We start from the raw sequence: 17,583 nt of genomic DNA, 5'->3' as shown, positions 1-17,583 counted from the left end.
GCGGGAGAGGCGTCGGCGATTAGCTGCGCAGATCGATAACCATACGGCCGCGGATCTGACCCTGCTCCATCTCTTTAAAGATGGCGTTGATATCTTCCAGCGGGCGCAGGGTGACTTTTGGCACCACTTTACCTTCGGCGGCAAACTGGAAAGCTTCCACCAGATCCTGACGGGTGCCGACCAGCGAACCGACCACCTCGATGCCGTCGAGCACCAGACGTGGAATATCGAGGCTCATCGCCTCCGGCGGCAGGCCTACCGCGACCACGCGGCCACCGGCGCGAACGGCATCCACCGCCGAGTTAAAGGCCGCTTTAGCCACCGCGGTCACCACGGCAGCATGCGCGCCGCCGGTTTTTTCCTGAATCACTTTCGCTGCATCTTCATTACGGGAGTTGATGGTCAGGTCGGCGCCCATCGAAGCCGCCAGCTCCAGCTGCCCGTCGTTAACGTCGATAGCGATCACTTTGGCGTTAAAAACATTCTTCGCATACTGCAGCGCCAGGTTGCCCAGCCCGCCGAGGCCGTAGATAGCGATCCACTGACCCGGTTTGATGTGGGAAACTTTGACCGCTTTGTAGGTGGTGACGCCGGCGCAGGTGATGCTGCTGGCGGCGGCGGAGTCGAGGCCGTCCGGCACTTTTACCGCATAGTTAGCGGTGACGATACACTCTTCCGCCATGCCGCCATCGACGGTATAACCGGCGTTTTTCACCGAACGGCACAGCGTCTCGTTGCCGCTGTTACAGTAATCGCAGTGGCCACAGCCTTCGAAGAACCACGCCACGCTGGCACGATCGCCCGGTTTCAGGGACGTGACGCCCGGGCCGACTTTTTGTACCACCCCGATCCCTTCATGGCCGAGAATGACGCCGGTTTTATCGCCAAAATCGCCGTTTTTCACGTGCAGGTCTGTATGACACACGCCGCAGCATTCCATTTTTAACAGCGCTTCGCCGTATTCCAGCGGGCGCAGCGTTTTTTCCGTGACGTTAACCTGATGGTCGTGGGTAACAACAGCTGCCTTCATGCCTGTCTCCTTGTGGGGGATTGATTAATTTAATTAATGCAATAGCACCCAATAAGGATTAGACGCTGAGCGGGGAAATACAAGCTGCTTAGTACAGAATGTGGTTTTTTGCTACAGAGGTAGCACAAAATTCATACGATATCGCTATATTTGGTAGGTAATAATATTGACACCGAATGGTCATGTTTTTGTCATCACTCAAATCTATCGTTTTGCGCATCAATTTCTTATAACAACAGAGTGAATCGACAATGCATCTGGTAAAAATCGTCCTCACCGCCGGTCTGTTTATGTCCGCCGCCGCCCAGGCGCAGAATGTGCTGGAATTTCCCCAGCCGGAAAATAACCCGGAAGAGTTTTACGCCGTCACCGAGATCCCGGCAGGAGGCATCATTAAGTATGAAACCGACGCCAAAACGGGGTTTATCATCGCCGACCGCTTTCAGTCGATGCCGGTGGCTTACCCGGCGAACTACGGCTCGCTGACCCAGTCGCTGGCCGGGGATGGCGATCCGCTGGACGTGGTGTTTTATACCCGCGCGCCAATGGCGCCGGGCACGCTGATTAAGCTGCGGCCAATTGGAGTGCTGAAGATGATAGACGGCGGAGAAAAAGACGACAAAATCATCGCCGTGCCGGCCAGTAAAATTGACCCCACCTACGACGACATCAAGACCATCACCGATCTGCCAAAAATAGAGCAGCAGCGACTGGAGGCCTTCTTCCGGGTCTATAAAGCGCTGCCGGAGGGGCGTAAAAAGGTCGAGCTGGCCGGCTTTAATGACGCCGCCGCCGCGAAGCAGGAGATCAAATCGGCCTGGGAGGCCTGGAAGGCGAAGAACCCGCAATAATATTCATCGCGGGTGCTGTCCGACGCCCGCGGCATTCGCTCTCACGACCCCTGCGGCGGTGAAATCACACGTCACATGGCAACGCTTATCCCACCATATTGCATCTTGGCGCAGGATAAAGATAATGGTTGTATTATACAACTATTTCATTTTCTGGACCCGCCGCCATGCCTGATACCCCCTTAATCCAACAGATTCGTACCGCCTCGCGGTTAATGGTGCGCGAGCTGGGCTTTATGAGCACCACGCTGGCCGCCACCCATTATTCACCTTCGGCGGTGCACACCCTGCTTGAGGTCTCGATGAGAGGGGAGATGACGGCCGCGCAGCTGGTCACGTTGCTGGGACTGGAAAAATCAAGCGTCAGCCGGATGGTTTCTCGTCTGCTGGCGGCCGGTGAGCTGGAGGAGCGTCCTTGCGCGGAGGATGCGCGCGCGAAATCACTCGCCCTGACGGCAAAGGGGCACCATACGGTGGCGAAAATTAACGCCTGGGGTACCCGTCAGGTGGTGGAGGCGTTAGACCATCTGGATGAGACGCAGCAGCAAACTGTCGCCACTGGACTGGCGGCCTATGCCCGGGCGCTGGCGCAGTGTCGGGATAGCGCGCTCGCGAATACGGCTCCGCAAATTTCGCTGATGACCGGCTACCAGCCGGGGATGATCGGCCGGATAGCCCAGATGCACGGGGAGTATTACGCCCGTCATCATGACTTTGGCGCTTTTTTTGAAGGTAAGGTCGCCAGCGGTGTAGCGGAATTTGCCACCCGGCTTTCCTCCCCGGCCAACCAGATCTGGCTGGCGATCCGCGAAGGGAAAATCGTCGGCTCGCTGGCCATCGATGGCGAGGACCTCGGCCAGCAGGAGGCGCATTTGCGCTGGTTTATTCTCGATGACAGCTGCCGGGGAACCGGCATTGGCAGGCGCCTCCTCAGCGAGGCGATGGCTTTCTGCGATAGTCGCCAGTTTAGCGCGGTGCAGCTGTGGACTTTTAAAGGGCTGGACGCGGCCCGCAAACTGTATGAATCCTTTGGCTTCACGTTAACCCGCGAATGGCAGGGAGAGCAGTGGGGAAAGGTGATGACCGAGCAGCAGTTTACCCGGCCCGGAAACACCGGCTAAGGGCGTGGCGCCTTAGCCGGTGGGAGAGCATGAAGATTACGTCAGCTGGATAAGCAGGCGGGCAATTTCCTCCCGCCACTGCGCCTGAAGTGATGGCTTTTGATGCTTCGGCTTGCGGGCCATATCGTCAGCCAGCCACTGCTCCAGGTCAATCAGCCGCGCCAGCAGGACTTCCTCATCATCCACTCCGACGGGGGGATTTTGCAAAGCAGGCCGACTCTCCGGAGCGGGAGCTACGGCCTGCAGACGGTCATACACGGCCTCCAGGCTGTGCCATTCCGTTAACCCGTCATGGTCGATCAGCCAGAAGCGGTTACAGCTTTCGCTAATAAGCTCACGATCATGACTGACCAGCAGCACGCCGCCGGGGTAGTCGCGCAGCGTCTGCGCCAGCGCCGCTTTGCCCTCCATATCAAGATGGTTGGTGGGTTCATCCAGCAACAGCAGGCTGTAGCGCGCCAGCGACAGGCCAACGAACAGCAATCGTGACCGCTCGCCACCGCTGAGGCTGTTGACCTGCTGGCTATGTCGCGCCCAGCCAAACCCGGCGGCGATCAGCGCCCGTTTGCGCACCTCTGCCGACGGGGCGAACGGCGTCAGGGCGTCGAGCAGGCTGGCATCGTCCGGTAACTGCTCCAGCGTCTGGTCATAATAGCCGGGGTGCAGCCGGGGATGCAGGCGCAGCCCCGGGAGTGGCGATGTGTCGTTCATCTGCTGCCACAGCAGGCGCAGCAGGGACGATTTACCACCGCCGTTACGCCCCATGATGGCCACGCGATCGCCACTGCGCAGGCGCGCCACGCCGGTGGTGAAGAGGGATGGCAGGCCCGGCGCGGGCGCGACGGGCAGGGTGTCCATCTCCAGCAGGCGGTCAGCCGGCAGGGCGTCCCCCTGCAATGACAGACGCCACGGCGGGCCGACGCTGAGCTCGGTTTGCTCGTCTTTCAGGCGGGCGACTTGCTTCTCCATCTGTTTGGCTTTGCGGGCGAGGTCTTCGTTGTCATAGACCCGACCCCAGGTGGCCAACCGCCGGGCGCTGGCGCTGACCCGGTCGATCTCTTTCTGCTCGGCCTTATGCCGCAGCGCAGCGCTTTCATCCTGCTCCTGCAGTGCCTGACGGGCGGCGCTGCAGGGCAAGGCGAAGCTGTGCAGCGTCTGGTCACGGAGGATCCAGCTGGTATTAGTTACAGCATCCAGTAAGGTGTTGTCGTGTGACACCAGCACGAAGCTCCCCTGCCAGGTTTGCAGGAAGCTTTCCAGCCACAGCAGGGTGGGCAGATCGAGATGGTTGCCAGGCTCATCCAGCAGCAACAGGTCAGGCTGGCGGATCAGCGCCCGGGCCAGCAGCAGGCGCGTGTGCTGGCCGCCGCTCAGGGTTGAGGTCTGCTGCGCCGTCACCGCCGGGGTAAAGCCCATCTGCGCCAGCAGGCGTTCGGCCAGCCAGCGCTGTGCTTCCCGCGTATCGGCGGGTAACGGGGCCAGCACTGCCTGCAATAGCGACTGCGAACGCAGAGCCTCCGGCAGATGCTGTTCAACGCGGGCCATCAGACACTGACCGGCGAGTGAGACGCTGCCCGAGGTGGGCGCGATCGTCCCGTCCAGCACCTGCAGCAGGGTGCTTTTGCCGCAACCGTTATGGCCGATGAGACCGATACGGTCGCCTTTCTTCAGGGTGAAGGAGAGGGTGTTAAACAGCGGCCCAAAGGCCGTCTCCACGTGGAGCGCATGGGCAGTTAGTAATGTACTCATAGTCAACTTACTCAAGAGTTACAGGCATGCGAATGCCTCGTCAAAACTCGCTGACGATAACCCGGTAAGCCGGAGAGAAGGGATTGCGTGAAGGGTCTTCGCTCAAGCCGTAGTTATCGCAGCACGATACCGATAACGCTTGAGCTGGCGCAATTGCCTAAGGCATGTGAAACAATAAACATTTCACAATACAGCATGGGGGTCCTCCTTTTTTCGTCAGTAAGTGGATGGGTGATGGCAGTGTAGTGGGGAAAGGCAAGCGGCGCCAGTGACAAAACTGGCAGGGGCGCGCGCGCGGCGCCCCCTCAGAGTTTAGCGTACAAAGGGAAACCAATACGCTTTTGCCAGTACCGCTTCAGTCAGTGTATTAGCGTCAGTTATTTTTTGGCACTGGGCTTCGAGGACATCAGGTTTACCCTTCGGGAACCAGCGTTGAGAAATGTAAAGCGTCAGGAAAACAGTTTCACGTGTTTGCTCACAGTGATAGGCATTTTTAATGTTATCAATTCTTCGGAATCCATATGGGTCTCTGTATTCTATGTAAGTTTCATAGTGGGATCTGGATTCAAAATAATTATCTGGATCCATGCTTGCCCAGACAATACTGAGATAATGCTTATCATGAAGGAAGTAACGATAACGGGTTGTCTCTCCACCGGGAATAACGCCGGGGAACAATCCCAAAAAGATGAAAATCAGCAAAGAAAGCATAACGGGAATAACCGGATGACGCAGTTTACGATGCGTTGATTTTCTCGTTGATAACAGCCAAATCAACGGTATAACGAGTGAGCAGAGAATAGCGACAAACGGTTTATAGAAGGTGTACAGACTATGTTCGATAAGATCACCAGCAACGGCATCATATGAACTGATTTCAAAGGGGGAATGCAGTGTTTCACCACTCAGTGAACATAAGCCATAGACTAACCCTGTTATTCCTGTCAGTGCTAAATATAAAATGATCATCCTATTCGTCATATTTTTTGTCGCAACCTGGTGGGGCATATTAACGTTCCTTGTTTGTCTCAGTAGTGAGAATCATTGAAAGTATCATCAGTGATTTATTTAAAAAATAATGGGAAACCAGCGGGCGTGATCGCGGGTATATTCCGTCAGCGCCTGGGGATCCTTTATCGCCTGGCAGGGGGCCTCAAGAATATTCGCATACGCATCCGGATACCAACTCTCCTCGGTCGTTAAGGTAAAAAAGCGAGACTCCCGGTGGGTTTCACAGGTATAGGCGTTTTTAATATTGTCAGCTTTGCGATATCCCTTTGGATCGCGATATTCGATATACACGTTGTACTCAGAACGGGTATCCCGCCATGCGCCTGGCTCCGGTTTCTGCCAGCGTATCGTCTGGTAGTAGCGCTCCCGCTCGCCGTAGCGATAGACAGGGGTCTCCCCGTCGGGTATCACGTCGGGTCTCAGGAAGAAAAACACCAGTCCCGCCAGCAGGAGTAACACCGGTGAGAGAATGTGGGTCAGCAGCCGCGGCGCCCGACGGTTAACCAGCAGCAGCCACAGTAGCGGCGGGATCGTGCTGACGATAAAAGCAAAGAGGATTTTTGCCGGCGTATAGAGTTCATGCACCGAAACCTCGCCGGCTTTCGCCGCGTAAAACGCCTGCTTATCGCCGAAATACCAGTACTCACCGTGAAAGGCGCTGATGGCGCTCACCAACAGCAGTCCGCTAAACAGCCCCAGCCAGAGGCGTAATATCGGTTGCAGAACCCTTTTTTGCTGGCTCATTTACGGTGCCTCCACAGGGACGGTGGCGATCGGGCGGGCAATCATAATTGCCGTTTCACTGAGCGCGTTCAGATCGCTTACCTGAGTACACTGGCGGGCCATGACCTGCGGATCGCCGTTTGGAAACCAGCCCTCATTGAATGACAGGGTGTAAAACTGGCTATGCCGCTGCACTTCACAGCGCCAGGCGCGACGAAGATTGTTTCTGTCGATCGGCCAGCGGGGATCTTTCGCTTCAACAAAAACTTCATATTTAGAGGGTTGAGTAACCTGTCGATCTGAATTCGTTTTACTCCAGAAAATGGCAGTGTAATAAACGTTGTGTTTACCGTACTGAATACTGGCATCCCGCCCGGGGGTAACCGCCGGATGGAGGAAAATAAATATCCCGGCGGCAATCAGTACCATCAGTGGTAATACAGGATGCTGTATCGGCCGCCAGGGGATTTTACGTACCGCCAGCAGCCAGACCAAAGTCATGAATAATACGTAGAGCAGGGCGAAGAAAAATTTACTCGGCGTGTAGATGACGACATCCACCAGTTCGCCGGTGGCGGGCTGATACTGCTCAGCGCGCGGGGTGAGCATCCACATATCGCCGCTGAAGAGGCACATTCCAGTGATGATGGCGATACCGCCGATGAGAAACAAGACAATGCGGATCGGAATCGCATTCGCTTTATTCGCGCCAGAGGTTAATTTTTGCATTTCACATTCCGTTGTGAAGAGATGAGAGGCAACTATTTTGCACAGCAAGGAGCGCGGGGCAAACGCTATCTGTTTACTATTTTTACGGTGAATTAATACTGGCGAAAAGGACGTTTCTGAGGCGGGAGATATTATTCGGACGTTATTAATAACCGGGCCGATATCTCGGCCCGGTGAGAGCGCTTAAATCGAGGTGCGACGATAATTCCGGTATTCCGGCAGCCAGAAATTATCGCTGATGGCCTGCAACAGTGCTTCGGCGGAGGTTTTCACCGCCACGCCTTGCTCCTGCGCCACCTTGCCAACCGCGAAGGCAATCGCCCGTGAGACGGTCTGGATATCCTTCAGCTCCGGCAACACCGGACCTTCACCGTTGTTCACCAGCGGCGAGTGTTTCGCCAGGGTTTCGCTGGCGGCCATCAACATCTCGTCGGTGACCCGCGACGCGCCGGAGGCAATTACCCCCAGACCAATCCCCGGGAAGATATAGGAGTTATTGCATTGCGCGATGGGATACTGCTTGCCTTTCAGGGTGACCGGGGCAAACGGACTGCCGGTGGCGACCAGCGCCTCGCCGTCGGTCCAGCTCAGGATATTCTGCGGCGTGGCTTCCACCCGTGAGGTCGGGTTAGAGAGCGGCATCACAATCGGACGCGGGCAGTGCTTGTGCATCTCGCGAATAATCTCCTCCGTGAACAGCCCCGGCTGACCCGAGACGCCGATCAGGATGTTCGGCTTCACGTTACGCACCACGTCCAGCAGGGACAGTGCCTCGCTGGAGGTATCCCAGCCCTGCAGATGCTCACGCTTCTGCACCAGCTTGTTCTGGAACGGCAGCAGATTAGGCATACCGTCGGTGAGCAGACCGAAGCGGTCAACCATGAATACGCGCTGGCGGGCCTCTTCTTCGCTGAGTCCTTCGCGGACGATCTGGGCGATAATCTGCTCGGCGATACCGCAGCCAGCGGAGCCCGCGCCGAGGAAGACGATTTTTTGCTCGCTCAGCTGGCTACCGGCGCCGCGGCTGGCGGCGATCAGCGTCCCGACGGTCACCGCCGCGGTGCCCTGAATATCGTCATTAAAGGAGCAGATTTCATTGCGATAGCGGTTGAGCAGCGGCATGGCGTTCTTCTGCGCAAAGTCTTCAAACTGCAGCAGGACGTCCGGCCAGCGGGCCTTAATCGCCTGGATCACGTCGTCAACGAACTGATAGTACTCGTCGTCGGTAATGCGCGGATGGCGCCAGCCCATATACAGCGGATCGTCCAGCAGCTGCTGGTTGTTTGTCCCCACGTCCAGCACGACAGGCAGGGTGTAAGCCGGGCTGATACCGCCGCAGGTGGTGTACAGCGACAGCTTGCCGATCGGGATCCCCATCCCGCCGATCCCCTGATCGCCGAGGCCGAGAATACGCTCGCCATCGGTGACCACAATCACTTTCACGTTGTGGTTCGGGACGTTCTGCAGGATGTCGTCAAGGTTATGGCGATTCTGGTAGGAGATAAAGACGCCGCGGGCGCGACGGTAGATCTCGGAGAAACGTTCGCAGGCGGCACCCACCGTTGGGGTATAGATAACCGGCATCATCTCTTCGAGGTGGTTGCCGATCAGGCGATAGAACAGGGTTTCGTTGGTGTCCTGGATGTTACGCAGATAAATATGTTTGTCGATTTCAGTTTTGAATCCCTGATACTGGATCCAGGCGCGTTCAGCTTGCTCTTCGATAGTTTCAACCACTTCCGGCAGCAGGCCGAGCAGGTTGAAATTGCTGCGCTCTTCCATACTGAAGGCGCTGCCCTTGTTAAGCAGGGGGAATTCAAGCAGAACGGGACCCGCGTAGGGGATGTACAGGGAACGGTTTTTCTTATGGGTGAATTGCATCGCACTAACTCCTTGATCATGACCACAGTCCCGGCGCGGCGATAAGCGAAGGGCGGGTGGAAAGCAGCGGGCAGAGTATAGAGCAGAAGGCCTTCAAGCGGGTAAACAAGCAATCATTTGCCATAAAAAAACACCATCCTGGCAACAGGACGGTGTTATTTATCATCATTCAGACTGAAAATTAACCACCGCGGCGTTTGCGGCCGGTAGCATGGATGTGGTTGAGGGTGGTTTCTTCATCGCCTTCCAGCACCACTTTTTTCTGCCGGGAAAGCTTGTAGTTCAGACCGAGAAGATGACGTGCCTGATGGTTCGATTTCATTCTGACTCCTTTATCCTGTTCTGGTTTCAAGGGCAAACCCGGTGTGACCGGATGAAATGTAACCCAAAGTCGGCCGCACGTTTTGTGTGCGACCTCTGGTAGGGTGGTCCATTTTCGCGGCAATAGCAACCTTAGTGCGGCAGATTAAGAACAGTCTCCTCTCGCCACGGCAGGATCACCACTTCATTTCGCCGGTATTCACTTTGGCGCTTAACTCCAGCGAGCTGCTCTCCGCCAGCCCCGGCCACTGCGTCTCCATCGCCTTGATCACGCCGGCAGAATCCGGATGCGTCTTCAGCGCCTGCTCAAACTGCTGGAGATAGGTTTTTGTAAAGCGCACTGCGCTGTCTCCCTCCGGCGGCGTGCCGAGATAATGGCCCGGGATCACCCGCTGCGGGTGCAGGGCGATCATCTGGTCCAGCGTGTTGCGCCATTTTTGACGACTGGCCGGTGTCTGGGTGTCGGCGGTCCAGAGATGCATGCCCCACGCCACGCCGGTGCCGCCGAGGATCGTTTTGTTCGCCCGGATCCAGACGAACGCCGCGTAGTCATGCGGTTGCATTATCGTCACTTTCTCACCGTCGATGGTAAAGCTGTTGGCCTTCAGCGCCTGCGGGACGTAGACCTGCGTCGGCGCGCCATCTTTCATCTGCGGGCCCCAGTACGCCAGCTTGGCCGCTTTCGTCGCTTCGATATGCTTGACCACCTCCGCGGTGGCGACCACTTCCGCCTGCGGGAAGGCTTTCACCAGTGGCTCAAGACCAAAATAGAAATCAGGATCGCCGGAGGTGATCACAATCCGCGTGAGCGGCTTGCCGTTTTTCTTGATCATTTCCACCAGCTTTTCGCCGTCTTTCACACTAAATTGCGCGTCAAACAGCACCGCTTCATGGGGGCCGGAAACGAGGGTCGAGTTAACGGCAAAAAGGCCTTTTTCTTGCGGGTTATAGGTTTGCAGCGTTAGTGGCGCTGCAAAGACCGCGCTACTGAACAGGGCGGTGGCCATAGCAAGGGCAGATAATTTCATGATTCGTTCTCATTAACAGGTGAATGCGTTTCATTGTACGGATTTCGTTATTTGATAGAATTCCTGAAATAAGAGATGCTGAGTTTCATAAATCGTGCAGATGAAGGGGCCATAATGGACAGGGTGATTGCGGCGCAGGTGTACCTGCGCATCTGCGAGCTGGGGAGCCTCAGCGCGGCGGCGCGGGCGCTGGGGATGTCGCGCCCGATGGTGAGCCGCTATCTGGAGCAGATGGAAAGCTGGGCCGGCGCCCGGCTGATCCATCGTTCAACCCGCCGGCTCACGCTGACCCCGGCGGGAGAAAAGGTGTTGCTTAAGACCCGTGGTCTGACGCGGATTGCCGATGAGATCGCTGGCGAGCGCCAGCGGGCCGACCCCAGCGGCACGCTGCGCGTGGCCTGCGCGCACTTCACGGCAATGCAGTTGATCTCTCCGCTGCTGCCGGACTTCCTTGCCCGTTACCCGCTGCTGCGCCTGGAGCTGGATATCAATAACCATCCGGTCAGCCTGATCGGCGAACGCATTGATGTGGCCATTCGCATTACCGACAACCCGGAGGCCGGGGCGATCGCCCGCCGCCTCGGGCTGTGTCGTTCACTCCTCTGTGCTGCACCGCGCTGGCTTCGCCAGCATGGCCCACTGACGACGCTTGACGATCTGCAACACCATAACTGCCTGTTATACAGCCATTTTGCCGGCCAGCGCTGGCAGTTCAGCGATGCGCAGGGGCAGGAGGCCTCGGTGGCGGTTAAGGGTAATCTGAGCGCGGGGATCTCTTCTTTGCTGCTGGAGGCGGCGGTGGCCGGGTGCGGCATTGCGATGCTCCCCGAACTGGAAGCGCGAAGCGCAATCGCCAGCGGGGCGCTGGAGGTGGTGCTTCCTGACTGGACGCCGAAGGCGCTGAGCGTCTACGGCATCTACCTTTCCCGTGACTACCAACCCGACGGACTCCCGCTGTTTCTGGATGCGCTACAGCGGCGTCTGGGGGAGGCCGCCGCCGGGGCCTGAGTGCACTTCAGCCGCGCCGGTGGATGAGCTGCCAGGGTGCCTTACTCATTGCCCCATTGATTAAGGAAGTTGGCAATATCGTCAATACGGCGTTCATCAATGGCCGCTTCGCGGGCCATCTCCTGCTGCGCCTCTTCTTCGATCTCTTCGTTATTCATCAGTCGCTCAATCAGCAGCTGAAAATAGCGTGCCAGCGCATCGCGTTCCGTCTCCTTAACCGGCGAAGCCGCTTCGGTCTCGTATTCGTCCACGATGTCATAAAATTTCAGGGGGATCTCATTGCTCATCAGTTGTCCTCAGGTTTGGCGTCGCTCAGCGGCGGGCGGACATCATAGCACGCGGCCGGTCGCCTCGGCTGCAGGAGAGAAAAAATCGCCGCGCGGTGAAAGCGAAGCGAGAAGGCAAAATAGCGCCGCCTGGACAGGCGGCGCTGGGTGACGCACCGGTCTGGCGGAAGGCTTAAACTACGCCGTCCCCGCCGTCAGAGCACCATACCTGCCCGGAGGTATATGAGCAGGCGTCGGATGCCAGCGTAACATACAGGGGGGCGATCTCTACCGGCTGCCCCGGGCGCCCCATAGGGGTGTCTTTCCCGAACTGTTTCACTTTCTCGTCCGGCTGGCCGCCGCTGGATTGCAGCACCGTCCAGTAAGGGCCGGGGGCCACGGCGTTCACGCGAATGCCTCGTTTGGCCACCTGTTTGGCCAGCGATTTGGTAAAGATCGCCAGACAAGCTTTGGTCTGAGCATAATCGAGCAGGATCGGACTGGGTTTATAGGCCTGCACCGAGGTGGTGTTGATGATCGCGCTTCCGGCCTGTAGATGAGGCAGTGCGGCGCGGGTGATCCAGAACGGCGCGTAGACGTTGGTTTTAAAGGTGGCGTCGAAATCTTCGGTGGTGAGCTCCTCGAGCGTCTCGCAGTATTGCTGACGTCCGGCGTTATTGACCAGGATGCTCAGACCGCCCAGCTGTTTCACCGCCTCGGCGACCAGCGACTGACAGAACGACTCGGAGCGAATATCCCCCGGCAGGGCCACGGCGGTGCGGCCTTCGGCTTTGATCAGCGCGATGACTTCATCCGCATCCTCTTGCTCTTCCGGCAGATAATTGATTGCCACGTCGGCCCCTTCGCGGGCAAAGGCAATCGCCACTGCGCGGCCAATCCCGGAGTCGCCCCCGGTGATTAACGCTTTCTTACCGGCCAGTCGCCCGGTGCCGGTATAGCTGGTTTCCCCATGGTCCGGCGAAGGCTCCATCTCCGCATCCAGACCCGGTGGGGTTTGTTCTTGCTCCGGGAACTCCGGACGGGGAGCCGTCTCTTCTGGCAACATGGAGGTGGGTAATTTCTTCATTGGCGGTTTTTCATCTTGCATAGTCATCTCCTTCAGACAGAACGGGCCAGCCATAAGGATAGGCCAGCTTCACTCCCATTCAGGCCAATAGCGACAGACAGCAGGACGGTTTACGTCCTTTAAAAGCGGCGCGATTAATTCTTAACTGGCTGATCCTCGGCGTATTTCACGGTCTGGCGCTGCGTTATTATTACGAGTGGTAAATTAGGATTATTCCATCATTAATCACCGCGTGGCGCTATTTTTCCATCAGGTAGAGTTCTCGTTTTTAGCTTTTAAAGTCAGCCATATTGTCTGTGAAAATATATTTTTATTTATGCCAGGGAGTGAGCAACTACCCAAAGAGAGGTATTATTTTTGAAAGCAAATGTGTCTATCCGTGGGACAAAAAAAGAGGTTTGATGCTTTTCATTTATTTACAAAACCTTGCCTGGTAAAAAAAGCGCAGTGATAAATGACAACAACCCGAAGCGAATAAGTTAGTTACATGGTGATTATTTTTTATCGCCGCTGCGTTGTATATTTTTATTTTCCACATTGTCTTGCTTAAAGTCCGGTTTTAATTTGACCCCTGCGGGTATTCCTCTAGTGTTAGATAGCGAGGGCGATGATTTGTAACAGGGTCATTTTCCATTTACCAACCGATATTGATCAAACCCAAGGTGAAAATTATGGCAGAGCATAGAGGCGGTTCAGGTAATTTTGCAGAAGATCGTGAAAAAGCATCCGAAGCCGGGCGTAAAGGCGGACAGCACAGCGGCGGGAACTTCAAAAATGATCCTGAGCGGGCATCCGAAGCCGGGAAAAAGGGTGGTAAGAATAGTCATGGCGGCGGGCGTAAAGCCGGTGACAGTTAATGACTGAAGCCTGAGACGCCTCACAAAGGCGTCAGAACAAAAACCTGTGGGCCGCTGGTCCGCAGGTTTCTGTTTATTGGACCCTTTAATAATTAACAGGAGATGGCAAACCATAGGCATTTATCTGAGCAACAGCATAGATAAATGATTTGGCAATACGCTGATTAAGGGGCGAATATTTACATTACAGCAGGTAATAAAATGAAGTTGACGCCGTTTTTTATTAAACGCTGTCATCTTGTGGCCGCCGTGATGTGGGTAGGTCTGGCCATACCCTCGTTAATCTGGTGGAAAAACAGCGTCCTGTGGGTCATCCTTATCAGTATTTACGCAAATATTGTTGGGCACTTATCAGGATATAGCGCAGCGCGAGCTGACGAGGCGGCGGAAGAGAATGAAAATTCCGCGCCAAAATAACGTGTTTGCCCAAAGAGGCTTGTATGACTGATATTGAAAATTACCACAACTGGCTTCGCGATGCGCATGCAATGGAAAAACAAGCTGAAACGATGTTGATAGCGGTGAGTCGCAGGGTAGAAAACTATCCGCCATTACGCACCCGTCTTGAACAACATCTTTACGAAACCCGTCGGCAATTATCGGCGCTGCAGGATCTTATTGCCCGCAATCATATTTCCCGCTCCGCGTTGAAAGAGGCGATGAGCCGTGTGGCGGCGCTGGGCCAGACCATCGGCATGATGCTGCCCGGCGATGAGATCGTTAAAATCATTACCACTACCTATGTTTTTGCCCAATTCGAGGTCGCCTGCTATACCGCCTTATTAACGGCGGCTAAACGGGCAGGTGACCACCATGCCCTTCACGCCCTGGAAGCGATACTGGCGGAGGAGCGAGGTATGGCAGACTGGCTGCGTCATCATCAGTCGGCGCTGGTGGCGGAATTTCTTCATCGCGCTGAACGTCCTGGCGTAGAGGTCGGACATTAAGCAGTCGGAGATAAATTATGGTTAAACGCCACACTATCGCGCTCCCCGCCGCCGAGGGAGAGGTGCCTCTGCTGTTAACCGCCAGACAACAGGCTCTGGTTGACGCAGTCGCTAACAGACCCCTCCCGGCAACGCAGAATGAATCAGCGCCCGTTGACCCACCCTGCGAGAAAGAGGTTGGTGTGCGCAAACCGCGCTGAATCTCGGTGACTGACGGGCAGAACGCGAGGTGATAGGGATGCAACGTGAAGAGTGGTTTCACCGGGCCGTCATTTATCAGGTTGATAGTTCGCTGTTTTATGACGCCAACGGCGATGGCTACGGCGATCTCGCCGGTATTCGCCAAAAGCTCCACTACGTTCGCAGTCTTGGGGCGACGGTTCTCTGGCTGACCCCGTTTTATCTTACCCCTCTGCAGGATGATGGCTACGATATCAGCGATCATCTGCAGCCCGACCCACGATTCGGCACCATCGCCGACGTGATTGAGCTGATTGCCCGCGCCCGGGAGCTGGGGTTGCGGGTCATCGTTGAGCTGGTCATTCAGCACACCTCTGCGCAGCACCCGTGGTTTCAGGCGGCCCGGCAGGATCCTCATTCTCCCTGGCGGCCGTACTATCTGTGGGCCGATAAGCCACCGGAAAACGACGATCCCCCGATGTTTCCCGGCGTTGAGGAGAGCGTCTGGCGCTGGGATGAACAGGCCGGACAGTATTACCGGCACATGTTTTATCGTCATGAGCCCGATCTGAATCTTGCTCATCCGCCGGTGATCGCTGAAATCGAAAACATCATCACCTTCTGGCTGCAGGCGGGGGTATCAGGTTTTCGCCTTGATGCCGCATCGCATCTGGTCAAGCAGGCCGGGAAGGGCGACGAGGCGCGCGGCTACCCGCTTCTGACCCATCTCCGGCAGGTCGTTCAGCGTCACAATCCCGATGCGATACTGCTGGGGGAAGTGGATGTGGCGGTGGAGGACTACCGCCATTATTTCGGCCGCGGCGACCGGCTGCAGATGGTGCTTAATTTTTTACCTCTACCTCAGCCTGGCGCAGCAGCGCGCCGCACCGGTGGTGAAGGCCCTGCAGGCGATGGTGTCACCCCCGGAGGGGTGCTGCTTCGTTAACTGGCTGCGTAACCATGATGAACTGGATCTCGAGGGGATTGGCGAACGCAATAAGCGCCAGGTTATCCGCACCTTTGCTCCTGATAAATCGATGTCCGTTTATCAGCGCGGGGTGCGCCGGCGGCTGGCGCCGATGCTGGATGGCGATACCCGGCGCATTGCGCTGGCCCATGCGATCCTGCTGGCGCTGCCCGGCGTGCCGGTGATGCGCTATGGCGACGAGATTGGCATGGGGGACGATCTGAGTTTACCGGAACGCTACGCGGTCAGAACACCGATGCAGTGGTCGGCTGCGCCCAACGGCGGCTTTTCCCGGGCGGCGCGGGACGACCTGCCGGTAAAACCGGTGGCCAGCGGACGGTGGCGCTACCTGCGGGTCAATGTCGAAGCGGCGCTGCGTCATCCCCGATCGCTGCTACACCGGGTGCGCAATATGGTACTGGCGCGGGCGGAATATACCGAGCCGGGCTCCCTTTCTTTCGCCATTCTCGCGGTGAAACCCGCTGCGGTGCTGGGCCTGAGCTATCGCAGCGAGTCGCGCGAGCTGCTGATGCTGGCCAACTGCAGCCCGCAGGCGCTGGAGGTCCAGCTCCCGCCGCTGGCCGAGGGCTACTGGAGCCCAATTCTGGAAGATAAGTTGTACCAGGACGCGCTGCACGGTGGGAAAGACGCGCGGCTGAAGCTGGGAGGATACGGTTACCGCTGGTTCAGCCGCAGCCTGTTTTAGCGCCGTTTCCCGGCACGACGAAACAGCGCCCGCAGGGCCATCGTCGCTACCGCCACGCCAACGCCGGCGGCCACTTTCCCCGGGAGATCGGCGCTGATCGTCACTGCTTTACGCCGCGCGCTATCGTTAAAGGGCCCGTGGCCGGGATGGTTGCCGCGCACCGGTGAAAACAAGTCGTCCTGGTGGTCAGCCGGTTTCGGCTGGCCGGTAAACTGTCCCTCCCAGGCTTTCTTCACCAGCAGCCGATCGAGCAGGCGCGGGAAGAAGACCTGCCCGAGGATCGACTGGATGGTGCTTTTCCCGACCCACAGCTCGTTGACCGGGCGCCGGACGACGCTATAGATAGCCTCGGCGGCGACTTCCGGCTGATAGACCGGCGGCACCGGTTGCATGGCCTGATCCATCTTGTTTCGCGCCCAGCCAAACTGGGCGGTGTTCATCCCCGGCAGCTGAACCATGGTTAACTGGATGTGGATCCCTTCGTGCATCAGTTCGGTACGCACGGCATCGGTAAAACCGCGGATCGCCGCTTTGGCTCCGCAGTAAGCCGATTGCAAAGGGATCGACCGCCAGGCGAGCGCCGAGCCCGCCTGAATAATCACCCCCCGATCCCGGGGCGTCATCACCTCCAGCGCCGCGCGGGTACCGTTCACGTATCCGAGGTAGGTCACCTCCGTCACCCGGCGAAACTCTTCGTCGCTCATCTGGCGAAAGGGCGCCAGCACGGTGGTCATGGCATTGTTGACCCACACATCTATCGCGCCGAGCGTGGTTTCCACCTCAGCGGCGGCGCGTTGCAGGGCGCTGGCATCGGCAACGTCGGCGCTAATTGCCAGCGTTTTTACCCCGAATCGTTCACAGCGTTGCTGTGTCTCCTGCAGACTGGTTTCGTCCCGAGCGATCAGCGCCACATGGTAGCCGGCGCGGGCAAAACGCAGCGCGGTGGCTTTGCCCGCGCCTGCCGTACCTCCGGTAATGACCATTACAGACATAGTGACCTCATTATTTTTAGCTAGCGCAATATTCACTGCACGGATCGGTTAATTATTTCTCACCGACGACATTCCAGAAGTGGGAAATATCCTGGAATGAACGCCGTGTGAATCAGACGACATATTCGG

General features: G+C 57.1%; 19 protein-coding genes and 1 pseudogene. 9 read left to right on the top strand and 11 right to left on the bottom strand.

Annotated features, from left to right (window positions below; genetic code table 11):
- Positions 1 to 19: 19 nt before the first annotated feature.
- On the bottom strand, positions 20 to 1,030 hold the full coding sequence (gene adhP, locus ACKLKD_RS18875; RefSeq protein ID WP_002906221.1) for an alcohol dehydrogenase AdhP: 1,011 nt from the start codon (positions 1,028 to 1,030) through the stop codon (positions 20 to 22).
- Positions 1,031 to 1,281: 251 nt separating this feature from the next.
- On the opposite strand from adhP, the gene ACKLKD_RS18870 reads away from it, so the two are divergent.
- Positions 1,282 to 1,881: an inorganic diphosphatase gene (locus tag ACKLKD_RS18870; protein ID WP_025711556.1), complete on the top strand. Its 600-nt coding sequence runs from the start codon at positions 1,282 to 1,284 to the stop codon at positions 1,879 to 1,881.
- A gap of 167 nt (positions 1,882 to 2,048) precedes the next feature.
- Positions 2,049 to 3,002: a bifunctional helix-turn-helix transcriptional regulator/GNAT family N-acetyltransferase gene (locus ACKLKD_RS18865; RefSeq protein ID WP_025711555.1), complete on the top strand. Its 954-nt coding sequence runs from the start codon at positions 2,049 to 2,051 to the stop codon at positions 3,000 to 3,002.
- A 36-nt stretch (positions 3,003 to 3,038) separates the two neighbouring features.
- Here the strand turns inward: ACKLKD_RS18865 and ACKLKD_RS18860 are convergent, their stop codons facing one another.
- The 5 genes from ACKLKD_RS18860 to ACKLKD_RS18840 form a co-directional block, all read right to left on the bottom strand.
- On the bottom strand, positions 3,039 to 4,751 hold the full coding sequence (locus tag ACKLKD_RS18860) for an ABC-F family ATP-binding cassette domain-containing protein (protein ID WP_042929127.1): 1,713 nt from the start codon (positions 4,749 to 4,751) through the stop codon (positions 3,039 to 3,041).
- A 312-nt stretch (positions 4,752 to 5,063) separates the two neighbouring features.
- Positions 5,064 to 5,759, bottom strand: a complete 696-nt coding sequence (locus tag ACKLKD_RS18855) for a hypothetical protein (RefSeq protein ID WP_025711553.1) — start codon at positions 5,757 to 5,759, stop codon at positions 5,064 to 5,066.
- A 60-nt stretch (positions 5,760 to 5,819) separates the two neighbouring features.
- Positions 5,820 to 6,506 carry a hypothetical protein gene (locus tag ACKLKD_RS18850; protein ID WP_025711552.1) on the bottom strand — a complete coding sequence of 229 codons (687 nt, stop codon included), beginning with the start codon at positions 6,504 to 6,506 and terminating at the stop codon, positions 5,820 to 5,822.
- Positions 6,507 to 7,214 carry a hypothetical protein gene (locus ACKLKD_RS18845; protein ID WP_025711551.1) on the bottom strand — a complete coding sequence of 236 codons (708 nt, stop codon included), beginning with the start codon at positions 7,212 to 7,214 and terminating at the stop codon, positions 6,507 to 6,509. It abuts the gene before it with no gap.
- A 183-nt stretch (positions 7,215 to 7,397) separates the two neighbouring features.
- The gene (locus ACKLKD_RS18840) at positions 7,398 to 9,095 is read right to left on the bottom strand and encodes an NAD-dependent malic enzyme (protein ID WP_025711549.1); all 1,698 of its coding nucleotides are present in this window, start codon (positions 9,093 to 9,095) and stop codon (positions 7,398 to 7,400) included.
- A gap of 56 nt (positions 9,096 to 9,151) precedes the next feature.
- On the opposite strand from ACKLKD_RS18840, the gene ACKLKD_RS18835 reads away from it, so the two are divergent.
- Complete coding sequence (locus ACKLKD_RS18835; protein ID WP_042929126.1) at positions 9,152 to 9,280, top strand: hypothetical protein; 129 nt, start codon at positions 9,152 to 9,154, stop codon at positions 9,278 to 9,280.
- Here ACKLKD_RS18835 and sra read toward each other — a convergent pair.
- Both sra and ACKLKD_RS18825 read right to left on the bottom strand, forming a co-directional pair.
- Entirely contained in the window at positions 9,277 to 9,417 is a 141-nt protein-coding gene (gene sra, locus ACKLKD_RS18830; protein WP_025711548.1) for a stationary-phase-induced ribosome-associated protein, read from the bottom strand. The genes ACKLKD_RS18835 and sra overlap by 4 nt on opposite strands.
- 175 nt (positions 9,418 to 9,592) lie before the next feature.
- Positions 9,593 to 10,444, bottom strand: coding sequence for a Vmh family MBL fold metallo-hydrolase (locus tag ACKLKD_RS18825; protein ID WP_025711547.1), 852 nt, complete (start codon positions 10,442 to 10,444; stop codon positions 9,593 to 9,595).
- A 114-nt stretch (positions 10,445 to 10,558) separates the two neighbouring features.
- Between ACKLKD_RS18825 and ACKLKD_RS18820 the strand changes: the two genes are divergently transcribed.
- Positions 10,559 to 11,452, top strand: coding sequence for a LysR family transcriptional regulator (locus ACKLKD_RS18820; protein ID WP_025711546.1), 894 nt, complete (start codon positions 10,559 to 10,561; stop codon positions 11,450 to 11,452).
- Positions 11,453 to 11,493: 41 nt separating this feature from the next.
- On the opposite strand, the gene ACKLKD_RS18815 is transcribed toward ACKLKD_RS18820, so the two are convergent.
- Together ACKLKD_RS18815 and ACKLKD_RS18810 are read right to left on the bottom strand one after the other, a co-directional pair.
- Positions 11,494 to 11,739 (bottom strand): DUF2543 family protein, encoded by a 246-nt coding sequence (locus tag ACKLKD_RS18815; RefSeq protein ID WP_025711544.1) that lies wholly within the window; start codon positions 11,737 to 11,739, stop codon positions 11,494 to 11,496.
- Between the two features lie 172 nt (positions 11,740 to 11,911).
- Entirely contained in the window at positions 11,912 to 12,826 is a 915-nt protein-coding gene (locus ACKLKD_RS18810; RefSeq protein WP_080897772.1) for an SDR family oxidoreductase, read from the bottom strand.
- 650 nt (positions 12,827 to 13,476) lie between these two features.
- On the opposite strand from ACKLKD_RS18810, the gene ACKLKD_RS18805 reads away from it, so the two are divergent.
- The 5 genes and pseudogenes from ACKLKD_RS18805 (at position 13,477) to ACKLKD_RS18785 (ending at position 16,462) form a co-directional block, all read left to right on the top strand.
- Positions 13,477 to 13,662 (top strand): general stress protein, encoded by a 186-nt coding sequence (locus tag ACKLKD_RS18805; protein ID WP_008804757.1) that lies wholly within the window; start codon positions 13,477 to 13,479, stop codon positions 13,660 to 13,662.
- Between the two features lie 201 nt (positions 13,663 to 13,863).
- On the top strand, positions 13,864 to 14,079 hold the full coding sequence (locus ACKLKD_RS18800; protein WP_087805682.1) for a hypothetical protein: 216 nt from the start codon (positions 13,864 to 13,866) through the stop codon (positions 14,077 to 14,079).
- A gap of 23 nt (positions 14,080 to 14,102) precedes the next feature.
- The gene (locus ACKLKD_RS18795) at positions 14,103 to 14,609 is read left to right on the top strand and encodes a ferritin-like domain-containing protein (protein ID WP_080924090.1); all 507 of its coding nucleotides are present in this window, start codon (positions 14,103 to 14,105) and stop codon (positions 14,607 to 14,609) included.
- Between the two features lie 17 nt (positions 14,610 to 14,626).
- Complete coding sequence (locus ACKLKD_RS18790) at positions 14,627 to 14,809, top strand: hypothetical protein (protein ID WP_051459232.1); 183 nt, start codon at positions 14,627 to 14,629, stop codon at positions 14,807 to 14,809.
- A 38-nt stretch (positions 14,810 to 14,847) separates the two neighbouring features.
- Positions 14,848 to 16,462 (top strand): annotated as a pseudogene (locus ACKLKD_RS18785) (alpha-amylase family protein).
- Here the strand turns inward: ACKLKD_RS18785 and ACKLKD_RS18780 are convergent.
- Entirely contained in the window at positions 16,459 to 17,454 is a 996-nt protein-coding gene (locus tag ACKLKD_RS18780; RefSeq protein ID WP_080897775.1) for an SDR family oxidoreductase, read from the bottom strand. The pseudogene ACKLKD_RS18785 and the gene ACKLKD_RS18780 overlap by 4 nt on opposite strands.
- Positions 17,455 to 17,583 lie beyond the last annotated feature (129 nt).

This window comes from Klebsiella sp. 10982 (genome assembly GCF_048589245.1).
Classification (GTDB): Bacteria; Pseudomonadota; Gammaproteobacteria; order Enterobacterales; family Enterobacteriaceae; genus Klebsiella; species Klebsiella quasivariicola.
Note: the sequence above shows the minus strand (reverse complement) of the source record. Positions and strands in the feature narration are given on the sequence as shown.